General features: G+C 67.0%; 16 protein-coding genes. 12 read left to right on the top strand and 4 right to left on the bottom strand.

What is annotated here, in order from left to right; genetic code table 11:
• The first annotated feature begins 230 nt into the window (after positions 1-230).
• The 6 genes from shc to EB084_04535 are packed head-to-tail and all read left to right on the top strand — an operon-like array spanning position 231 to position 8,015.
• Positions 231-2,237 carry a squalene--hopene cyclase gene (gene shc / locus EB084_04560; protein ID NDD27521.1) on the top strand — a complete coding sequence of 669 codons (2,007 nt, stop codon included), beginning with the start codon at positions 231-233 and terminating at the stop codon, positions 2,235-2,237.
• Positions 2,234-3,019: a hypothetical protein gene (locus EB084_04555; protein NDD27520.1), complete on the top strand. Its 786-nt coding sequence runs from the start codon at positions 2,234-2,236 to the stop codon at positions 3,017-3,019. The genes shc and EB084_04555 overlap by 4 nt, the downstream gene beginning before the upstream one ends.
• A 28-nt stretch (positions 3,020-3,047) precedes the next feature.
• The gene (hpnJ, locus tag EB084_04550) at positions 3,048-4,481 is read left to right on the top strand and encodes a hopanoid biosynthesis associated radical SAM protein HpnJ (protein ID NDD27519.1); all 1,434 of its coding nucleotides are present in this window, start codon (positions 3,048-3,050) and stop codon (positions 4,479-4,481) included.
• Positions 4,482-4,485: 4 nt separating this feature from the next.
• Positions 4,486-5,679 carry a glycosyltransferase gene (locus EB084_04545; protein NDD27518.1) on the top strand — a complete coding sequence of 398 codons (1,194 nt, stop codon included), beginning with the start codon at positions 4,486-4,488 and terminating at the stop codon, positions 5,677-5,679.
• A complete protein-coding gene (locus EB084_04540) occupies positions 5,676-6,518 on the top strand; it encodes a class I SAM-dependent methyltransferase (protein ID NDD27517.1) in 843 nt (280 codons plus the stop codon). Before EB084_04545 ends, EB084_04540 begins: the two co-directional genes overlap by 4 nt.
• Before the next feature lie 42 nt (positions 6,519-6,560).
• Entirely contained in the window at positions 6,561-8,015 is a 1,455-nt protein-coding gene (locus tag EB084_04535; GenBank protein NDD27516.1) for a VCBS repeat-containing protein, read from the top strand.
• A gap of 68 nt (positions 8,016-8,083) precedes the next feature.
• Here the strand turns inward: EB084_04535 and EB084_04530 are convergent, their stop codons facing one another.
• Together EB084_04530 and EB084_04525 are read right to left on the bottom strand one after the other, a co-directional pair.
• On the bottom strand, positions 8,084-9,400 hold the full coding sequence (locus tag EB084_04530) for a serine/threonine protein kinase (GenBank protein NDD27515.1): 1,317 nt from the start codon (positions 9,398-9,400) through the stop codon (positions 8,084-8,086).
• The gene (locus tag EB084_04525; GenBank protein ID NDD27514.1) at positions 9,397-10,965 is read right to left on the bottom strand and encodes a serine/threonine protein kinase; all 1,569 of its coding nucleotides are present in this window, start codon (positions 10,963-10,965) and stop codon (positions 9,397-9,399) included. Before EB084_04525 ends, EB084_04530 begins: the two co-directional genes overlap by 4 nt.
• A 23-nt stretch (positions 10,966-10,988) precedes the next feature.
• On the opposite strand from EB084_04525, the gene EB084_04520 reads away from it, so the two are divergent.
• Genes EB084_04520 through EB084_04505 form a run of 4 tightly spaced genes read left to right on the top strand, consistent with a single transcriptional unit; the run spans position 10,989 to position 17,151 of the window.
• Entirely contained in the window at positions 10,989-12,491 is a 1,503-nt protein-coding gene (locus EB084_04520) for an aldehyde dehydrogenase family protein (GenBank protein NDD27513.1), read from the top strand.
• 37 nt (positions 12,492-12,528) lie between these two features.
• On the top strand, positions 12,529-13,065 hold the full coding sequence (locus EB084_04515; GenBank protein NDD27512.1) for a DJ-1 family protein: 537 nt from the start codon (positions 12,529-12,531) through the stop codon (positions 13,063-13,065).
• A gap of 13 nt (positions 13,066-13,078) precedes the next feature.
• Positions 13,079-15,913 (top strand): hypothetical protein, encoded by a 2,835-nt coding sequence (locus EB084_04510; protein ID NDD27511.1) that lies wholly within the window; start codon positions 13,079-13,081, stop codon positions 15,911-15,913.
• Positions 15,910-17,151 carry an MCE family protein gene (locus EB084_04505; protein ID NDD27510.1) on the top strand — a complete coding sequence of 414 codons (1,242 nt, stop codon included), beginning with the start codon at positions 15,910-15,912 and terminating at the stop codon, positions 17,149-17,151. Before EB084_04510 ends, EB084_04505 begins: the two co-directional genes overlap by 4 nt.
• Before the next feature lie 41 nt (positions 17,152-17,192).
• On the opposite strand, the gene EB084_04500 is transcribed toward EB084_04505, so the two are convergent.
• Positions 17,193-17,636 (bottom strand): hypothetical protein, encoded by a 444-nt coding sequence (locus EB084_04500; protein ID NDD27509.1) that lies wholly within the window; start codon positions 17,634-17,636, stop codon positions 17,193-17,195.
• A 258-nt stretch (positions 17,637-17,894) separates the two neighbouring features.
• Here EB084_04500 and EB084_04495 point away from each other — a divergent pair, with 258 nt between their 5' ends.
• Together EB084_04495 and EB084_04490 are read left to right on the top strand one after the other, a co-directional pair.
• Positions 17,895-18,761: a radical SAM protein gene (locus tag EB084_04495; protein ID NDD27508.1), complete on the top strand. Its 867-nt coding sequence runs from the start codon at positions 17,895-17,897 to the stop codon at positions 18,759-18,761.
• Complete coding sequence (locus EB084_04490; protein ID NDD27507.1) at positions 18,524-19,033, top strand: SPASM domain-containing protein; 510 nt, start codon at positions 18,524-18,526, stop codon at positions 19,031-19,033. Before EB084_04495 ends, EB084_04490 begins: the two co-directional genes overlap by 238 nt.
• A 12-nt stretch (positions 19,034-19,045) precedes the next feature.
• Here the strand turns inward: EB084_04490 and EB084_04485 are convergent.
• Positions 19,046-20,794 (bottom strand): hypothetical protein (locus EB084_04485; GenBank protein ID NDD27506.1); only part of this gene is annotated, 1,749 nt, incomplete at its 5' end.

Raw genomic sequence — 20,794 nt, 5'->3', positions numbered from 1 at the left:
AAGAGGCCCGCCAGGGCAGAACTTGAAATAAATTCTCTGCACCCGTCCTGCACCTCGCCGGTCGGTCCGCGCCACGAGCGGTGCGCTCCAGTCTCACGCCTGGGCCCCCTCGCGCTCCGCCGCCCCCTGTTTACCGCTCCCTCTTGCATCAGGAGTCGACCCGGCATACAATACGGGCGACCGCGAGCGGGGGCACGTGGCGAGATGCATCCGCCCCCGAGAGGAGTTCCATGCAGGCACAGTCTCCGTCCAGCGGCGCTCCACAGAACGAGCAGGCGCCGTCGAGCGCGTCGGTCGATCAGGCCGTCGAGCGCACCCAGCAATGGCTCCAGGGCGTCCAGCAGCCCGAGGGGTTCTGGTGCGCCGAGCTTCAGGGCGATACCATCCTCGAATCTGAGTACGCGATGCTGATCTACTTCCTCGAGCACCGCGTCACCGAGAAGATGCACCTCCTCGCCGAGTACCTGCGGCGCCATCAGCATCCAGATGGCGGATGGGTCATGTACCCCGACGGACCCGTCGACGTGAGCGCGTCGGTCAAGGCCTACTTCATCCTCAAGCTGGTCGGCGACAGCCCTGATGCGCCGCACATGGAGCGGGCGCGCCAGGTCATCCTGCGCAAGGGCGGCGTTACGGCCTGCAACAGCTTCACGAAGTTCGGCCTGTCGATGTTCGGCCAGTACGAGTGGGCGGCCGTGCCGGCCATCCCGCCGGAGATCATCCTGCTGCCCAACAGCGCCTACTTCAACATCTACGCCATGTCGTCGTGGTCGCGCGCCATGGTCATCACCATGGCCATCATCTGGCACCACAAGCCTGTCGTGCCGGTTCCCGCGAACGCGCGCATCGACGAGCTCTTCGTCGGGGGGCGAGACCTCGCACGCATGAAGATGCGGTTCAGCGACAACCTGGTGTCGTGGCGCAACTTCTTCCTCACCGTCGACCGCGTGCTCAAAGTCGTCGAAGGCCTCGGCGTGCGCCCCTTCCGCGACACGTCGCTGCGGCGCTGCAAGGCCTGGATGGTCGAGCACATGGAGAAGAGCGGTGGTGTCGGCGCCATCTTCCCGCCCATGGTCAACACCGTCATGGTGCTCCATCTCACGGGGCACGCGAGCGACGACCCGCTCATGCGGCAGGCCATGGCCGAGGTCGAGGCGCTCGAGATCCGCGAGGGCGACACCCTGCGCATGCAGCCCTGCTTCAGCCCGGTGTGGGATACGGCGCTCACGTCGGTGTGCGTCCAGGGCGCCGGGCTTGCGGGTGACCACCCGTCCATGCAGCGGGCCGCGCGCTGGTTCCTCGATCGTGAGGTGAAGCAGGCGGCTGACGTGCACCGCTATCGACGCAACATGCCCATCGGCGGCTGGTACTTCGAGTACGCCAACGAGTTCTATCCGGACGTCGACGATACCACCATGGTGCTCATGGGTCTTGACACCATCCGCCTCCCCGAGGGCGACGACGAACGACGCGTGGCGGCCATCCGGCGCGGTGTCGACTGGATGATGGCCATGCAGTGCCGAAACGGCGGGTGGGCGGCCTTCGATGTCGACAACGATCGCCAGATCTTCACCCACGTCCCGTTTGCAGACCACAACGCCATGCTCGATCCGCCCACCGCCGACATCACGGCACGGGTTCTCGAGGCGCTGGGGCGCCTCGGCACCCACTCCATGGCTGACGCGCCGGTGCAGCGCGCCATCGCGTTCCTGCAGCGTGAGCAGGAGCCGGACGGCTGCTGGTACGGGCGCTGGGGCGTGAACTACATCTACGGCACCTGGCAGGTGCTGCGCGGTCTCGAGGCCATCGGCGCCGACATGCGCCAGTCGTGGGTGCAGGCCGGCGCGACCTGGCTGCGGGAGCACCAGAACCCCGACGGTGGGTGGGGTGAGACCGCTGATTCCTATGAGTTCCCCAAGCTTCGGGGTCAGGGCCCGAGCACCGCGTCGCAGACCGCGTGGGCCCTCATGGGAATCATGTCGGCCGGAGACTACGACAGCGACAGTGTGCGTCGCGGCATCGACTACCTCGTGCGCACCCAGTGCGCCGACGGCACCTGGAACGAGACGTGGTGGACGGGCACCGGCTTCCCCCGCGTGTTCTATCTCAAGTACCACTACTACTGCATCTACTTCCCGCTGTACGCACTCGGCATGTATCAGCGACGAGACAACCTCACCCCGTACCGCAAGGGAAGGACTCAGGGCGCCAGCACGGCCGCGCCCGCGCGGGGATGAAGGTTCCCACGCCTGCCTCCCCTGGAGACCGCCTGCTGATGTCGCGTGAACGTCGTCTGATCGGCTGTGACGTGGCCATCTTCATGGCCGTGCCGGAAGAGTCGGTCGAGGTGCGTCGTCGCATCGCGCCCAGCCTGCAGGGCGGTGACGGTCGTCTGCACGGGGTCTGGCGAGGCCGTAGCGTGCGCCTGCAGGAGACGGGCCCGGGAATGGCGCGCGCCGAGGACGCCGCACGCCGTCTGTTCGCGGCCACGCCGGTGCGCCTGGCCATCTGTGCGGGTCTCGCAGGCGGGCTCGACCCCGTTCTTCCCCGTCACGCCATCACCGTGGCCGACCGCGTGATCGATGAGGCCGGAACCTGTGAGGTGGCCTGCGACCACCGGTCGGTGGAGGTCGCGGTCGCCTGCGGCGCGCAACGCGCAAGCCTGCTGACGGTTCCCCGCGTGGTGTGCACCGTCGATGAGAAGCGGGCGCTCGCCACCCGTGCGTCGATGGTCGACATGGAGTCGCTGTCGGTGGCTCGCGTGGCCCGCGAGCACGGCGTTCCCTTCGTGTCGCTGCGCGTCATCTCCGACGGCGCGCATGATGGATTTCCGGTCGATCTCAATCGCTACCTCGACGCACGTGGTGATGTTCGCCGCCTCGCCCTGGTGCTCGCGGCACTTGCGCGGCCCGGCGGCTTGCGCTTCCTTCTCGGTCTTCGCGCCACCGCGCTGAAGGCCTCATCTGATCTCGCCTCGTTGCTCGAGCGCGTGATCGACACCGTATCGCTCGACGCTTGACCCCACCCTTACATCCGGAGGCTCTTTCGTGAAGGTTCTGTTCCTCAACCCCCCCTCGTTCGAGGGCTTCGACGGCGGCGCGGGCTCGCGCTATCAGGCACGGCGCGAGATCCGCTCGTTCTGGTACCCCACGTGGCTGGCCCAGCCGGCGGCACTCGTTCCGGGAAGCAAGCTGGTCGACGCACCGGCCGACGATCTCACCGTCGAGCAGGTACTCGAGCTGGCGCCTCGCTTCGACATGACGGTCATCCACACGAGCACGCCGTCGCTGCCCAACGACGCCGAGACCGCGCGCCGCTTCAAGGAGATCAACCCGTCGATGGTCATCGGCTTCGTGGGCGCGCAAGCCGCGGTGCTGCCGGAGAAGACCCTGCAGGCGGCGCCGCACGTCGACTATGTGGCGCGCAAGGAGTTCGACTTCACCATCAAGGAGATCGCCGAGGGCCGTCCGCTCAACGAGGTGGCCGGCATCTCGTATCGCCTGCCGGATGGCAAGGTGCGCCACAACAAGGAGCGCGCCCTCATCCACGACATGGACGCGCTGCCGCACGTGGTCGACGTCTACAAGCGCGATCTCACCATCGAGAACTACTACATCGGCTATCTCAAGCACCCGTACGTCTCGCTCTACACCGGCCGCGGCTGCACCTCGAAGTGCACCTTCTGCCTGTGGCCCCAGACCATCGGCGGGCACGTGTACCGGGTGCGCAGCGCCCAGAGCGTCTTCGAAGAGATGAAGAAGGCCAGCGAGTACTTCCCGCAGGTCAAGGAGTTCTTCTTCGACGACGACACGTTCACGTCTGATCTGCCTCGCGCCGAGGAGATCGCTCGCAAGCTCAAGACCCTGGGCATCACCTGGTCGTGCAACGCCAAGGCCAACGTGCCCTACGAGACGCTCAAGGTGCTCAAGGAGTGCGGCCTGCGCCTGCTGCTCGTCGGCTTCGAGTCCGGCAACCAAGACATCCTCAACAACATCAAGAAGGGCATCCGGGTCGACAAGGCCCTCGAGTTCGCCAAGAACTGCAAGAAGCTCGGCATCCGCATCCACGGCACGTTCATCCTCGGCCTGCCGGGCGAGACCAGCACGACCATCCGCCAGACCATGGAATTTGCCAAGGAGGTCGACCCGTACTCGCTGCAGGTCTCCCTGGCGGCCCCCTATCCGGGCACCGAGCTGTATCAGCAGGCCCAGCAGAACGGCTGGTTCGCCCCGTCGACCCTGGTGAACGACAGCGGCATCCAGTCGGCCGCGCTGAGCTACGAGGGGCTCTCATCGCAAGAGATATTCGAGTCGGTCGACAAGTTCTACCGCGACTACTACCTGCGCCCGAAGCCCATCCTGCGCATCATGAACGACATGGTGCGCGACCGTCGCGAGTTTGTGCGCCGCATTCGCGAGGGGCGCGAGTTCTTCGGCTTCATGAGCGAGCGCAAGGAGAAGGAAAAGGTCGGACAGACCTAGTCGCATGGCTCTTCTCGCGCGTCTCGTGACGACGGCCGGGCTGTTGGCCGCCGTCGTGTACGCGGTTCTCGCCGTGGTCGCGGTGCTGCGCTTCCCCTTCACCCGAAGAGGGGCGCCAGCAGACCGCGACGCACGACCACGGCTCTCCCTGCTCAAGCCGGTGCGCGGGCTCGATCCGCTGCGCGGTGAAGCCGACGCGCAGGCGGCCGCTGACCTGCGCCGGGCGCTCGAGCTCAACCTCACATCGTTCTTCGTGCAGGACTATGTGGGGACGTTCGAGATCATCTTCGGCTTCCAGGATCCGGAAGACCCCGCCATCGCGCTGGTGGAGGACGTTTGCGCCCGCTACCCCCACGTCGCCAGTCGTGTCGTTCGAGTGCCACGCGCAGGGGGGCCGAACAAGAAGGCCTCGGTGCTGGCAGCCCTGGCGCGTGAGGCCACGGGAGACGTGCTCGTGGTGAGCGACCAGGACATGCGCGTCGATCCCGGGTACCTCGACGCAGTGGCGGCGGGCTTCTGCGGCGACGACGTAGGGGTGGTGACGTGCCCCTATCGCACCCGATGGGCCGACGATCTCGGTGGCGCGTTCGAAGCCCTTGCCATCAACGTCGATTTCATCCCCTCGACGCTCGTGGCGTGCACCCTCGACCGCTGGCTCTCGTTCGCCCTTGGGGCCACCATGGCCGTGAGGCGCGAGACCTTGCGCGCCATCGGTGGGTTCGAGGGGCTCGAGCCCTTTCTTGCCGACGACTACCTGCTGGGGAATCGCGCGCTGCACGCCGGCTGGCGGGTGGTGATGTCGCCCTACGTGGTCGACAACATCCTCGGGCCCACGAGCTTCCGGCAGTTCTTCGACCACCAGCTGCGCTGGAACCGGGGCTACCGCGTGTGCCGCCAGAACGGCTACCTGTTCAGCGTGTTGATGAACGGGACCGCCTTTGCCGTGGCGGGGCTGGCGCTGGGTGTCCTGGGCCTGCAGACCTTCTTCGCCTGGATTGCGTTCCGTCTCTGTGTCGCGTCGTTTCTCTTCCGCCGCGTGGCGGGGCGACCTGTCTCACCGAGCTGGCTTCTCCTCGTTCCGGTGAAGGATCTCATCACGCTCGTGCTCTGGGCGTTGGCGGTCCGGGGCAACCAGGTGCACTGGGCCGGACGCACCTTCACGCTGGCCCGAGACGGTCGGCTGGAGCCCGTGTCGTGAGCCCGTCTGAGCATCACGAGCTCTACCTCGATCCGCTCTGCTACGATGTGGCCTTCGATGTGCGCGAGACGTCGCGCGAGTGCGACTTCATGGCCTGGTGCGTCGAGCGCCTGGCGGGAGGGCGCCTCGAGGCGGCCCTCGAGCTGGCGGCCGGACCCGGCTATCACGCTCTCGAGTTCGCGCGGCGGGGACTGCGGTCGGTGGCGCTCGACATCGAGCCATCGATGGTGGCGCATCTGCGCCGGAAGGCGTCGGCGGTCGCAAAAGCTCCGCCTCCGTCGCTGCTGGGCCGCCTCGGCGGACTGAGGGCCCAGCCACGTCCCCTCGAGGTGGTCGAGGGCGACATGCGTGTCTGGCGCGCCGAGACGCCGGTCGATCTGGCCTACACCCTCTTCGGTTCGTTCTGCTACCTGCTCACGACCGATGACGCCCGTCAGCACTTCGAGGCCGTGGCGGCCTCGTTGCGAACGGGCGGGCTCTATGTCATCGAGCTGCCCCATCCCCGCAAGTTCCTGCGGGGCGACGTCACCACCCAGGATGCGTGGGTGCGGGAGCGCGACGGCGTGAAGGTCACCGTGCGATGGGACACAGGGCGGGCCGTTCCCGATCCGGTGACCCATTGCATGGACGTGCGCTCGGAGTTCGAGGTCGAAGAGGGCGGGAGGCGTCGCAAGGTGCGCACCCGGGGACGCCAGCGCGTCTGGTTCGCGCCGGAGATCGAGGCGCTCTCGCGCGGTCGCTTCACGTTGCTGTCGTGGTTTGGCGCCATGGATCGAAAGGTAGCCTATGACTACGGGCGCAAGGCCTGGCGCATGGTGGCCGTGCTGCAGCGGGTCTGAAGCGCTGCGCCTTGCAGGCGATGGGAGACAGGCCCGCGGCCGATGCACGGCGAAGGGAGACGCATGAAGATCGGATCACTGTCTGGCACGGTCGTCGCTGTCTGCCTGTTGCTCGTCATGGCGCTCGCCGGTTGCTTCGGCGGCGCTGCCAGCAACGCCACGAATGAGACCGGGGTGGCCTTCGCCAGTCCCCAGGCGTTTGGTGTGGGCAAGGCGCCCGCTGGGATCGCCAGCGCCGATCTCAACGCCGACGGCATCGATGATCTCGTGGTGGCCAATGCCGGCAGCAACACCGTCTCGGTGCTGCTCAACACCACCGTGGCGGCGTCTCCTTCTCCCAGCCCCAGTGCGTCTCCGAATCGAGTCACCACCTCGGCCCAGACCGATGCCTCGCCGTCTCCCTCGCCCGCGAAGGTTGTGCTGTCGGATGCCTTCGACTTCGGCGCGGTGAGCGAGGTCGGGTCGGTCACGACCGCTGACATCGACGGCGATGGCCGCCCGGACATCGTGATGGGCGGTCCCACCGGCGCGGTGGGCGTTCTTCTGAACACCACGTCCGGCGGCGCCAGCACGCCCACGTTCAGCGGCCTCTTCCTCTTCCAGTCGAGCACCCTGGCCCAGCAGGTCTCGGTGGCCACGGCTGATCTCAACGGCGACGGACGTATCGATGTTGTGGCCACGAATCGAGGCGACAACTCGGTCTCGGTGTTCCTCAACACCACCATCACCCACGTGGCGCCAACCTTTCTGGGGCCTTTCACGTTTGGCACCGGCGGCGGCCCGCAGCAGGTGGTCATTCGTGACGTGAACGCAGACGGGTTCCTCGATCTGGTGACGGCGAACAGCAATGGATCGGTCTCGGTGCTGCTCGGCAGCACCGAGAAGGTCACCGCGGTTCCCCAGCCTCCCGCGCCTACATTCTCCAGGGTGGTGAGCGTGAACGTGGGCGATGGCGCTTCGAACGCGCTCGTGGTCGACGACATCGATGGAGACGGTCGCCAGGACATCGCTGTGGCCACCGGTGCTGGCAATGCCGCCATCCTTCTCAACACCACGGTGACGAACGCCTCACCGACCCCCACTCCCGCGGCCAGCGCCACGCCTGTGGCGGCCACGCCGAGCATCGATGTCAGCTTCGCCAGCGCCCAGCTCTTCGGCCTCGAGGGCACACCCGTCTCGCTCTGCGACGGTCCGTTCGCGGTGGGTGGGCGCTACGACCTGGCCGCCGCGCTCAGCGGAGGAACGAATGTGGCGGTCCTGGTGAACCGCAGCACGGTGGGCACGGCGTCGTATGACAGCGGTGGCCTCTGGAGCGCGGGCACCAATCCCGCGTTCGTGCTGGCCCTCGACGTCGACGGCGACGGCAAGACCGACCTCGTGGTGAGCGATCGCACGACCAACCAGATCTCGGTGCTCATGAACATCAGCACGACGCCCTTGGTCTCAGCGGTGTCATCACCCACGGTGGCGACAAGCCCGGTCACGACCACGCGCTGAGGGACTTACCTCACGGCGCGCCGCTTCGCGCACGCCGTCAGATTCAGGCGAAGGTCTCCACGCGGTGCTCAGCGCGCGTAGATCTCATCGGCGCCGTGGGCTGCCCCTCCTCGAAGCCGCAGCCCTGAGCGATAGGCCACCCACGCAACGAGCTCTTCCCAGCCCTGGAGGGCGGGCAGCAGCTGCGCGGTGTGATGGGGGGTGACGATGTCGATGCGCGAGGTGTACACCGTCACCTCTCCCCACAGGGTGCGGTTGGCTCCGGTGGTGCGCAGCACCCGGATCTCCCGGATCTCTTCCCAGCGCAGCACTGTCTCGGTGGCACCCTCGACCACGCGCAGCCCCGCGTCGTCGAGCACGACACGGGTGTGGCGCAGCTTCCACCCGCGCATGACGCCCATGCCAGACATGGCGGCGAGGCTGACAGGCACCAGCAGCAATGCGTGGGGGTCGTAGAGCGTCGCGCCCAGCAGCCCCGCCATGGTAGAGCCGAGGAGCCCGCTGCCGTAGACAATCGCCTGCTGCTGCGGAGGAACGAATCGCGGATAGGAGAGCTCGCGCCGAGCCGGGGGCATCTTGCGGCTCGAGGCGAGGGCCTCGCGCATGGCGGCGGCCGTGGCGAAGCGCCGCTCGGGGAGGAGATCGACCGCGCGCATGACGACCTCCGACACGCCCAGTGACAGTCCTGGCTGTGCCTTTGCGGGCGAGGTGAACGTGAAGGGTGAATCGGACGGATCGTGGCCGGTCAGCATCTGGTGAAGGGTTGCGCCCATGCTGAACACGTCGCTGCGGGCATCGGTCTGTCCACGGCCGTAGTGCTCTGGAGAAGCAAATCCCGGCGTGCCCACGATGACCGTGTCGGTGCTCTTGCCCGTGGTGAACAGCCGGCTGATGCCGAAGTCGACCAGCACGATGCGCCCGTCGCGCGTCACGATGACGTTGCCCGGCTTCATGTCGCGATAGATGATGCCGTGGCTGTGGAGATGCTCGAGGATCTCGAGCAGCGCCATGGCGATGCGCGTGGCGTCGTACTCGCTGAGCGAGCGGTGGGTATCGAGCAGATGCTCGAGGCACTCTCCCTCGACGAACTCCATGACGAGATAGTCGATGTCGCGCTCGGTGAAGAAGTCGATGATGCGGGGCACGCCTGGGTGACGCAGGCGGGTGAGGATCTCGGCCTCCTGGCGGAACTGCGCCCGAATCGACGACAGGTCTTCGGCGCGTGCCTGCAGGGGGGTCATCTGCTTGATGGCCCAGAAGCCGGGAAGGTTGCTGTCGCTGGCGCGGTAGATCGTGCTCATGCCCCCCTGGGCGGCAAGTTCGAGAATGGTGTAGCGTTCGTGAAGCACCTGCCCCACGGCAAGGCCATGGAAGTCGTTGCTCACCGCAGGTCTGACCCGTGGGGGGGATGTGAGCTGTCGCTTACGAGTCGTATGTAGCGCTCATCGGCCATCTCGCTGGTGGCGCGGGTCAGGCGCTGGAGGCCCGCACGTGAGAGGATGATGGTGAGCAGCTCTCGCCACCCCTCGAGATCGTGGGTGAAGCGCGTCGCGTGCCGCCGGCCCGATTGCGTTCCATCGCCATGGAAGATCTCGACCACCGATACCTGTATGCTCGCATCGGTCTCGATCGACTGTCCGATGTCACGTCGTGGACGAAAGAGCCGCTGGAACTTGTGCACCCTCACCTCACTGATGCGGGCCCAGGGCACGCGCGTCATGTTGTCGCCCACCCAGAGCTGCAGCTCGCGGGGCGTGCTCACGAACCACGTGTCGTCGATCATGCGCCATTCGCTGCCGTACCGCGCAAGAAGAAGCAGGGGGTGGATGAGCAGGAACATGGAGAGCGGCAGGAAGTCGACGCTGCTCGCCAGCGACAGAAGGCCCAGGCTCCCGGTGGTGGCGGAGACCATCTGCAGCGGCCTTTCCCACCGTGGGAAGAACCGGTTTCGACGCGGATAGCGGAAGGTCTGCGCGCGCAGCACGAGGTGACGGTCGGTGGAGAGCGCGTCGCGCATCTCCCGGGCGGTCTGGAAGCGCTCTGACGGATCTGTCTCGAGCGCCTTCATCACGATGTCGCTGAACCACTCGCTGATGCCCGGGGCCAGCTCATCGGGTGGCGTGAACGCGAACGGGCGCTCGCCCGGGTCGCGGCCGGTGACGAGGTGGTGGAGCACGGCCCCCAGCGTGTAGATGTCGCTCCGGAAGTCGGTCTGGCGATTGCCGTAGTGCTCGGGAGACGCAAACCCCGGCGTGCCCATGAGCACGGTGTCGCGCTGCTTGCCCAGCGAGAACAGACGGGCGATTCCGAAGTCGATGATGCGGTAGCGAGAGGCAGCGGCGCCGTCAGCCCCTTCGTCTGCAACCATCACGTTGTCGGGCTTCAGATCGCGGTAGACGATCTCGTTCTGGTGGAGGTACTCGAGGGTCTCGAGCAGCTCGCGCCCGCAGCGCACGGCTTCGTCTTCGGTGAAGCGGTGGGCGGCGGCGACCTCGGAGAGAGGGCGTCCGACGATGAGCTCTTCCACGAGGTAGACCTTGCCCGCTTCCTCGAACGAATCGATGAAGCGCGGCAGGCTCGGATGTGACAGGGTTGCGAGAATGGCGGCTTCCTGGCGGAACTGCTCGAGAATCGTGATCCGATCGTCGTCTGACGGCGTGACGGGGCGCATCTCCTTGACCACCCACGCACCCGGCAGGTGCGCGTCGGTGGCGTGATAGAGCACGCTCATGCCCCCGCGGGCGAGAACGCCGCCGATGGTGTAGCGATTGCGAAGGCAGGTTCCTGGGCTGAGCACATTCCCGCCTTTTGGCACGTCGCAGCCGCGTCCCTGCCCAGAGGAATGGACTTCGGGGGCGACGAAAGCGCCGAGCCTGTCCGGCCATCCCTGGCCGCGGAACGCCGGCTGCGCGGGGCCTTCAACCACCGGCCCCGCGCGACCGTCCACCATCGGCCACCCGTGGCCGTTCAAAGATGCAGGAGATCCTCTTGACCACCGCCGCTCCGCTCTCGACCCCTGACGGCACACGCCCGGCCATCTCGCCAGGGCGGCTCTTCATCGACGGGAGCTGGGTCGACGCCCAGTCCGGCGCAACCTTCGACACCATCAACCCCGCCACCGGCGAGGCCATCACCCAGGTTGCGCGGGCCGATGGGCGCGACGTCGAGGTCGCCGTAGCCGCGGCCCGCAAGGCTTTCGACGAGGGGCCGTGGACCCGCAAGATGAGCGCGGCCGATCGGGGCCGCGTGCTGCATCGCCTCGCCGACCTCGTTCGCCGTGACCTCGAGGAGCTGGCCTGGCTCGAGACCCTCGACACCGGCAAGACCCTCGTCGAGGCAAGCAAGATCGAGATCCCCCTGGTGGCAAGCATCTTCGAGTACTATGCCGGCTGGGCCGACAAGATCCACGGCGAGACCATTCCCGTGCGCGGTCCCTTCCTCAACTACACGATGCGCGAGCCCGTGGGCGTGGTGGGCCTCATCGTGCCGTGGAACTTCCCCCTTCTTCTGGCCTCGTGGAAGCTCGGTCCAGCGCTGGCGGCCGGCAACACGGTTGTGCTCAAGCCGGCCTCCAACACGCCGCTCACCGCCCTCAAGCTGGCCGCACTGGCCGCGGAGGCGGGGGTTCCCGCGGGTGTGTTCAACCTGCTCACGGGCCCGGGGGCTGAGGTTGGCGGAGCGCTCGTCGACCATCCGCTGGTCGACAAGATCGCCTTCACCGGCGACACGGCCACGGGCAAGACCATCATGCGCCAGGCGGCGGGCACCCTCAAAAAGCTCTCGCTCGAGCTCGGTGGCAAGTCGCCCAACATCGTATTCGCCGACGCCAACCTCGACCACGCGGTGCGCGGTGCCATCAGCGGCATCTTCTACAACAAGGGCGAGGTGTGCTCGGCGGGCTCGCGCCTCCTCGTCGAGGCGAGCATCTACGATTCGTTCATCGAGAAGCTGGTCGAGAAGGTCGCGGCCATGAAGCCGGGCGATCCCCTCGACCCGAAGACGCGCCTCGGTCCCGTGGTCTCGCGCGAGCAGCGCGATCGCGTGCTCGCCTACATCGCGTCGGCGCGCGAGGAGGGGGCGGTGCTGGCCTGTGGCGGCAGCGCCGTGGGAGAGCGTGGCTGGTTCGTCGAGCCCACGGTGTTCCGCGACGTGCGTCCCGAGATGCGCATCGCCCGTGAGGAGATCTTCGGGCCCGTGCTCTCGTGCATGCCGTTCGACGACGTCGATCACGCCGTGCGTCTGGCCAACGACACCATGTACGGCCTGGCGGCCGGCATCTGGACCCGCGATGTGTCGAAGGCGCACCGCCTGGCGGCGGCCGTGCGCGCGGGAACGGTGTGGGTGAACACGTATGGCAACTTCGACGCGGCCTCGCCGTTCGGTGGCTACAAGATGAGCGGTTTCGGGCGCGAGCTCGGCATGCACGCCCTCGATCTCTACACCCAGGTCAAGAGCGTGTGGGTGGCGCTTTCCTGAGTGCGCTGCAACGAATTCGTACAGAAGGAGCCTGAACATGAGTGACCCGTCACAGAGCAATGTGCTCATCATCCTCTCGCAGTCGCGCTTCAAGGACGAAGAGCTGAAGACGCTGCAGGCGCTTCTCGTTCGTCGCAAGGTGCCGATGAAGATCGCTGTTCCAGTGAAGAAGGAGGTCTTCGGCATGGCGAACACCCGCGTCAAGCCCGACCTCGGTTTCGACGAGGTCTCGGTGTCTGACTACGACGCGGTCGTGTTCATCGGTGGCATGGGCGTGCGCGAGCTCTGGGACAACCCTCAGGCCCACGCCATCGCGCGGGAGACGTTCGAGAGCGGACGCATCCTGGCCGCCATCAGCACGGCGCCGGTCGTGCTTGCGCGCGCGGGTCTGCTCGAGGGGCGCGAGGCCACCGTGTACTTCTCCGAGACGAAGCTCATTGCCGAGAAGGGGGCCACCTACACGGGGGCCGCGGTGGCCGTGTCTGACAACATCGTGACCGTGAAGGGGCCTGAGGCCGTGGAGAAGTTCGGCCTCGGACTCCTCAAGATGCTCTCCGAGCGCTCGCCGGCCTGATCTCTGGGCGTCCATGCACGGCACGGCCGACAGGCAGGGCACGGGCTGGAGGCTCATGGTGGCGCTGGCTCACCTCTGCGATCGCGCGGCCTGGCCCATCGTGGTCGTCGGCCTGCTGGCGGCCGTCGTGTCGGTGGTGCTGGCCGTCACCCGTCTCGGCTTCGATCCGAACCGCAACAACCTCATCGGCGAGGGGGCTGAGTACAATCGCGTCTACCTGAGGTTCCGGGAGAGTTTTCCCCAAGACGATGACATCGTCGCGGTCATCGTGGGGCAAGACCCGGCGCGCAATCGTGCAGCCGTCGACGCCCTGGGCGCACGCCTGCGCGAGCAGCCACAGACCTTCACCGACGTCCTTGACAAGGTCGACCTCGGATTCGTGCGCCAGCGCCTGCTGCTCTACATGCCGCTGGGCGATCTGCGCGAGCTCGAGAAGCGCTTGCGCGACATCACGCCCTTTGTGGGCGGCATGCTCTCCGAGCCCGGCCTTGTACCGCTTTTCGGACACATCAACGACGAGATCCGCGCCTTCATCAACAAAGAGGTGGAGAAGGCAATGAAGGGCGGGGGCGATGCCACGCCCCCGCGCGAAACGCCCGATGGCGCCCCCGACATCGCAGGGGCCCTTCCGGTTCTGGGGCGCATCGTGGCGCAGCTCGGTGAGGCCGCGCGGGCGAAGGGGGGCTTCAAGTACCGCTCGCCCTGGGCCGAGATGTTCGGCGGCAGATCCGGCGCTGCCAACGGTCCGGGGCTCGACGACGTGCCCGAGTCGTTCTATCCGGGCGAGTTCGCAGACGGCCGCATGTACGTGGTGAGCCTCAAGCCGGCCCACGATGCGAAGGGAGAGGCCCTCCCATCTGAAGACGTGCTGGCCGCTCTCGACGGCGTTCTGGTCGACTTGCGCCAGAAGTTCCCCGGCGTCGAGATGGGGGTGACGGGCGAGCCCCCTCTCGAGGTCGACGAGATGCGCTCGTCGCAGGAGGACTCGACCAATGCCAGCATCCTGTCGCTGGTGGGGGTGGCGCTGCTCTTCCTGTTCGCCTTCGGTACCCTGGTGCGCCCGGGGTTGGCCATCGTTGCTCTCATGATGGCCATGGCCTGGACCATGGGGTTTGCTACGCTGGCCATCGGCCATCTCAACATCCTCACGGTGACGTGCATGCCCATGCTCATCGGCCTGGGCATCGATTTCGGCATCCAGGTGATCAGCCGCTACGACGAAGAGCGCCTGGCGGGTCGGGTGCCCCTTGACGCGCTCACCGAGACGTTTGGGGGCACGGGGCTGAGCATCGTCACCGCGGGGTTCACCACGTCGGTGTCGTTCCTCGCCGCGCGCTTCACCGGCTTCCGGGGCATCGGCGAGCTGGGCCTGCTGGCGGCGGCGGGACTCATGTTCAGCCTGGTGGCCATGATGACGGTTCTGCCCGCGCTGCTGCTGCTCTACGACAAGCGGCGCACGCGTCTGGGCCAGAGCTCTGGCATCAAGGTGTCTCCCCTGGAGGGGCTGAGCGCGTTCGAGGCGGTGCTGCTCGAGAACCCGTGGGGCGTGACCATTCTGGCCGCCCTCTTCACGATGCTCTGCTTCGTGGAGAGTCTCGGCGTCGCGCCGCCTCGGGTCAAGGTGCCCTTCGTGGCGAACCTCAAGATGCTGCAATCGAAGGGGACAGCCTCGGTGGAGTGGGAGGAGCGCCTCTTTGCCAACGCCGGGTTGAGCATCATCCCCGCGCTGCTGAGCGCCGACACCCTTGATGAGGCGAGGGCCCTGCAGAAGAAGGTGGAGAAGATCGCAACCGTGCGCTCGGTGGAGAGCATCGCCCCCATGTTTCCCACCGAGCAGGAAGAGAAGCTGCGCGTCGTGCCGACCATCCAGCGCGAGCTCTCGGCTCTGCCGGCGCTCCATCGACCGCTCCCCGCCGTTGATGTGGCGTTGCTTCGCCGCATCCTGTCAGAGCTGCGGGGCATCTTCTTCCTGATCTTCCCGGAGGTCCAGGCGGCGGGACAGCACGAGATTGCGGGCCAGGTGCGCGATTTCGTGTTCAGCGTCGACGGCTTTCTGCAGCACACGGTGGGTCCCCGCACCGACGCAGCGGCCAAGGCGCTCGATGCGTATCAGGAGCGGTTCTTCGGCGACCTCGACGAGAAGCTCAAGCTCATCCGGGGCACGGGCGCGCCGGTGAAGGCGCTCACCTTCGATGACGTGCCTCCCGTGCTGCGCCATCAGCTGCTGGGCCGTGACAACAAGATCCTGCTGCGGGTGTTCCCCAAGGAAGACATCTGGGACGAGTCCGCCAACCAGCGCTTCCTGCAGAGCCTCGATGCCGCGAGCCTGGGGCAGGTGGCCACAGGTACGCCGCGTCAGATGTTCGAGTCGACGCGCCTGCTGAGAAAGGCCTACGAGAAGGCGGGCGCCTACGCACTCCTGGTCATCGTGGCGCTGGTGTTCCTGCACTTCTTCTCGATCACCGCATCGCTCCTGGCCTTGCTGCCGCTTGTGCTGGGCATCATCTGGGGCCTGGGGCTGATGGCCATGATGGGCATCTCGTTCAATCCCGCCAACTACATGGTGCTTCCGCTGATCCTGGGCATCGGCGTGGCCAACGGAATCTACGTGGTGCGTCGCTTCCAGGAGGAGGGGAGTGCCGACATGTTCCGAGTGAGCACAGGACGCGCCATCCTTCTCTCGAATCTCACCGCCATGATCGGATTTGCCAGCCTGGTCATCGCCAAGTATCAGGGCATCAAGAGCCTGGGCGAGGTCATGACGCTCGGGGTGGGCACCTGCATGCTCACCTCGCTCTTCGTGCTGCCCGCACTGCTCGTGCTCATCGCCAAGAAGGTGCGCGTGTGACGCACGCGTCGCGCACGGTTCGCGTGGGCTTCATCGCGACGATGGTGATCGTTGTGGTGGGATACCTCATCTCGATGGCCACGAGCGCCAAGCAGCAGAAGAACTGGGGCACGCCCTACCACGTCATCTTCAATCGCGCCGAGGGCCTCGAGGAAGGCAGCAAGGTCTTCTACAACGGCCGTCTCGTCGGGCGCGTGCGCAAGCTTGCGGTGCAGACCGGGCGAGATGAGGCCACGGGCCTCGACATCCCCATGCGGGCCGATGTGACCATCTCCATCAGCCCGCTGTACACGTCGAGCGTCACCCTCACCCGCGACTCCCAGTACAAGATCGGCGGCCGGCTCTGGGGCGAGCGCTGGCTCAGCATCGAGTACGAGCCCGGAGACGCCGTCGCCGCCAACGAGAGCGTGATGGGGGACAGCGTGCCTTCGCTCACCCATCGGCTCACGCACGCCGATCAGAGCCTCGACTGGTTTCGGGAGATGCTGGCCCACTGGCGCAAGGAGCTCGGAGGGGGCGAGAAGACGCGCAAGCGGCTGATTGCGCTGATCCGGGACTGGAACGATCTGGCGTTCGATCTGCGCGTGCAGGCCAACAAGTTCAACCAGTTCAGCGGCCTTATCAGCGATCAGCTCGACAAGGCCGCCCAGGCGGCCGACGCGCGCATCGCATCGGTGCACGCCCAGGGCACCCTTGCCGTGTCGCGCATGCGCCTCTATGCGGGCGCGATGCGCCAGACGGCGGTGCAGCAGGGCGAGCGCTCGCATGACGTGGCGCTGCGCCTGCTCGCTCAGATGGGTGTGCTTCGATCGGCCATCTCCCGTCTCGATGTGTTTGTGGCGCACGGTGACAAGCTGAGCGCCGATCTGCTTGCCGCGGCGCGCGAGCAGGTCGAGGACGCGGAGGAGAAGGTGGCGGCGCTGCGCTTCATCTCGAAGAACCCGGCCTTTGCCTCGCAGTTCCGCGCGCTGGCCGCGGAGCTGCGCAAGCGTTCGGGTGACATGCGGGCCGCGGTGGACGCGCTGCGGCGCGACATGCCAAGAAAATCGAGCGCGACGTCTCCCGCGCTCGCGCGTCCACGATCGGAGATGTCGGCACCGGTTCTGCCACGGTCCACCGTCGAGCCGCTTCCTGGGGTGGCGCAGCCACCGCTGGTTGCGCCGTCACGAGAGGGGGCCAGCCAGGTGCAGGTTGCGCCTTCATCGACGGTGCCGGCCCCCTCGCCAACGGGGCACTGACGCGGCGTTCGTGCGTCACGCCATCGAGCGACGAGGGCGTGTCAGAGCGCCATCACGGCAGGAAATGCATCAGCGAGCTCTGGGGGCAGGTCGTCCGGTGTGGCGGCGTCGGCCAGCACCACCATCCGCCACGATGGGGGCGGGGCGTGGCGCACCCACGCGCCGCCGTCCTTGCGCTCGCTGAACGCTCCGTCGGCACAGAGCCGGCTGATTGCGCGAATCACCGCGGGGGGCGTGCTCGCGCCCATCATCACGAGCAGAACGCCGTGACCGTCGAAGCTGTTGCGAATCGTCTCGGTCACGTCGCTCTCGCTGGGCGGCAGGGGGCCATGGGCGCGGAGTGTGAACACGTGGCGCCCATCGAAGACGGTCTCGACGAGGGTGTGCAGGTGCTCTACGTCGATGCCCGTGCCGAAGAGAAGGGCGGGCTCGACGAGTCTGTCGACCCGGTGGAGGAAATCCTTGATCTCGTTGTCATGCGCCATCACCTGCAGTTTCGAGGGCGTGTGGAGGGGTCCTGCGGGGGCGGCGTCCCTGGCCGGAGCGCGTCTGCGTGCGCCTGGCCCTGCGTGCGGAGGGCAGGACTCGGCTTCGAGTGGCGAGAAGCCACGGCGCATGCAGAACGAAACCGCTGTCCCCCAGGCTGCCGTCAAAGCTCCCGAGCACACCACCGGTGTTGCGGAGCACAAGATCCATCCGGTGCTCGCCGAGGTTCTGGCTGAGAAAGAGCCCGACACCATCACCTGGGTCAAGGGGTGACAACGCCCCGGCGCCTCGCCCCGGTGGTCAAGCTGATCGAGAGCTGCAACCTGGCGTGCAGCTACTGCTATCAAGAAGACCTCCTGGGGCGACGGCGCGTCATGTCAGAGGCCACGCTCACGCGCATCGTGAGCGAGCTGGCGCGCATCCGCAGCGGGCCGCTGCAGATCCTCTGGTTCGGAGGGGAGCCCACGCTCGTCGGGCGTCGTGCCTTCGAGCGGGCTGTCGACATCGCCGAGGCACATCTGTCGGCAGGCGGCGTGCGTCACGCCATCCAGACCAACGCCACGCTCATCGATGACGCGTGGGCCGCGCTGCTGGCGCGCCATCGCTTCACCGTCACGGTGAGCCTCGACGGCTTCGAGGCGTTGCACGATCACCATCGCAAGGCGCCATCGGGTCGTGGCACCCACGCCCTCACCATGGCCGGCAGCGCCGCGCTCAAGCGCGCCGGCATCACGCCGCGCGCTTCGTGCGTGCTCACGCCGCACGCGCTTCCCCACGCCGAGGCCCTGGTCGACTGGTTTGCCGAGGCTGGGTTCTGGGAAGCCGACTTCCCGCCCGCGGGGCGCTTCGTCGGTGGGCGCTACGAGCTGCTCGTCACGCCTGAGCAATATGGGGAGTTCATGGTGCGGGTCTTCGACCGCTGGCTTGCCCTGGGGCGCACCGATTTTCGCATTTTCGCATTCGCAGCCTCTCCGGCGCGGTGCGGGGACTGTCGGGTCGCGCGCCCTCGTACTGCAAGTTCGAGGCGTCATGCTCGCAGTATGCCACCTTCGGCTACGATGGGCGGGTGTATCCGTGCGACGAGTTCTCTGGCCAGCCTGAGTACCTGCTGGGCGACGTCCTGACCCAGCCGCTCGACGATATCTTGTCGACGCCCCTGGCCCAGACGCTGCACAAGACCTGGACCGCCACGCCTGCAGCCTGTCTGTCGTGCGAGTGGGTCGGGGTGTGCCGCGGCGGCTGCCCGTTCGAACGTCAGATGGGGGGCGGCGCCGATGGCCGCACCGTGCTGTGCGAGGGGTTCAAGAAGGTGTTCACCCGCGTTGCGGGCGAGCTGGGCGTGAAGGCTGCCCCGCGGCGCGAGACCGCTGAGGCATTCGCCTCGATGCACCGCTGACCGGGCGGACGGCTACTTCACGACCACGATGTCTGACGCGCCGCGGCCGAAGGTCTCGGGCGCATACATCTCCTCGGCCTTTGCGGGCGGCACCACGAACTTCCCTGGCGTGGTGGCGCGGCAGATGTACTCGTAGGTGTAGACGCCATCCCAGAGCAGCGAGCAGAAGGCCTCGGCGCGCTCGTCTCGCAGGTTCTGATGCTCGTACCAGCCACCGCTCCAGCTGTAGTTGCGACGTGCGCCCAGCGACGGTGCAGAGGGCACCGCTCCAGGCTCGGTGCCATTCACGGCCAGCACGGGATTGACCGCCTCGAGGCCCGCCGGCAGCGGATCGACGAGCGCCACGTGATAGCGCGGCGCGGGCGCCACCATGGTGACGCGCACACGCACCCGCGCCCCCGCCTTGATGGTCCACGTGCCGTCGGCCTGGTGCTTGACGTCGCCGGGCTTGTCGACCGCCTGGTAGACCCGCTCGACGCTGAAGCCGTGCTCGGCGGGCGCCAGTCGCAGGTCGCGCGGCGCGTACTGCAGACCGAGGCGGTAGTACAGGCGTCCCTGCCCTTGCTTGTCGATGACGAGGTTGGGTGCGCTCCCCATCGATGCGAGCTGCGCCATGGCGACGCGGGTGTCGTGGCGCTCGGTCGTGCGTCCTTTGTAGCGGTGCTCGCCGGCGAAGGTGCGACCCAGCCAGAGACGCGCCACGAAGTCCGGCGTGATCTTCTCGTAGGTGTTGAAGTAGCGATCGAGGGCGAGGAGGATGAACGTGTTCTCCTGCGTGTTGTCCCAGTGCCCCTTTGACCTGTGGGCCAGGAGGCCGCGCACGATCTTGGGAATGAGGTCGCTCTTCGGGCTGTCCTCGATGAGCGCCTCGAGGAGAATGCCATCGGTGCGCCGGTCGGAGGCGAACAGCACGTAGGTCGTGGCCTCGTCGTAGCGGGTCACGAAATGGGCGGTGCCCGCCTCCTCCGTGACATGGTTGGCGAGAAAGGTGCGGATGTCGGTGGCATCGGCCTGTTGCTTCGACAAGACCATGAGCAGCCAGCCCAGCGCTTCCATCGGCATCTTGTCAACGCCACCCGCCTCGGTGATGAGCGCCCGCGCCTTCGCTGCGTCGTCGTCATCCATCAGATGGCGGACATAGAGCGCATACGCGGTGATGGCGCGACGCGCCTCTGCAGAGTAGTTCGACGGGTAGTGCGATTCGATGGCCTGCAGGTAGCCCTTCGCCCGTTCGAGCACATCGCGCGGCACGGTGAAGCCTTTCTTGTCGGCCATGACGAGGGCATGGGTCACGTGCACTGAGACATACGGAAACTCGAGCTCGTCCCGGGTCCACAGCGCAAAGCCGCCGTCGGCGCACTGCAGGGCGCGCAGCTTCTCGAGGTCTCGCCCGACGAACGCGATGAGTGCGCTCGGCGACGGCAGACCCTCGGCATGGAAGGCGCCAAGCATATCCTTGAGGGCGGCGATGGAGAGCACGCGCGACGAGAGCTGCTCGCCACACTCGAACGGGTAGCGCACCAGGTAGATCACCGCATCGGTGAGCGCCTGAAGCTGGGTTGACGACGTGGTCACCTCGAGACCGCCGAACTGCGGGAAGACCTTCGATGGCGGCGCCACCGGCTGACCCACCGCACCGTTCGCGTCGACCTCGCCGTACACCGCGAACGCCTCGGTGGTTGCAGGGGTCCATACCGGCAGCGAGATCTCGGCGGCGTCGCTGCCCTTCGCTCTGATCGCGGCGGCAGCGAACTGGAAGTG

Source organism: Pseudomonadota bacterium (genome assembly GCA_010028905.1).
GTDB lineage: Bacteria > Vulcanimicrobiota > Xenobia > RGZZ01 > RGZZ01 > RGZZ01.
This window is presented reverse-complemented; position numbering and strand designations above follow the sequence as displayed.

Coding starts and splice junctions, on each gene's coding strand:
- EB084_04525 (NDD27514.1), bottom strand. CDS start 10,965: ATGGTGGACGGTCGCGCGGGGCCGGTGGTTGAAGGCCCCGCGCAGCCG.
- EB084_04555 (NDD27520.1), top strand. CDS start 2,234: ATGAAGGTTCCCACGCCTGCCTCCCCTGGAGACCGCCTGCTGATGTCG.
- EB084_04535 (NDD27516.1), top strand. CDS start 6,561: ATGCACGGCGAAGGGAGACGCATGAAGATCGGATCACTGTCTGGCACG.
- EB084_04510 (NDD27511.1), top strand. CDS start 13,079: ATGCACGGCACGGCCGACAGGCAGGGCACGGGCTGGAGGCTCATGGTG.
- EB084_04515 (NDD27512.1), top strand. CDS start 12,529: ATGAGTGACCCGTCACAGAGCAATGTGCTCATCATCCTCTCGCAGTCG.
- shc (NDD27521.1), top strand. CDS start 231: ATGCAGGCACAGTCTCCGTCCAGCGGCGCTCCACAGAACGAGCAGGCG.
- EB084_04545 (NDD27518.1), top strand. CDS start 4,486: ATGGCTCTTCTCGCGCGTCTCGTGACGACGGCCGGGCTGTTGGCCGCC.
- EB084_04520 (NDD27513.1), top strand. CDS start 10,989: ATGCAGGAGATCCTCTTGACCACCGCCGCTCCGCTCTCGACCCCTGAC.
- EB084_04500 (NDD27509.1), bottom strand. CDS start 17,636: ATGGCGCATGACAACGAGATCAAGGATTTCCTCCACCGGGTCGACAGA.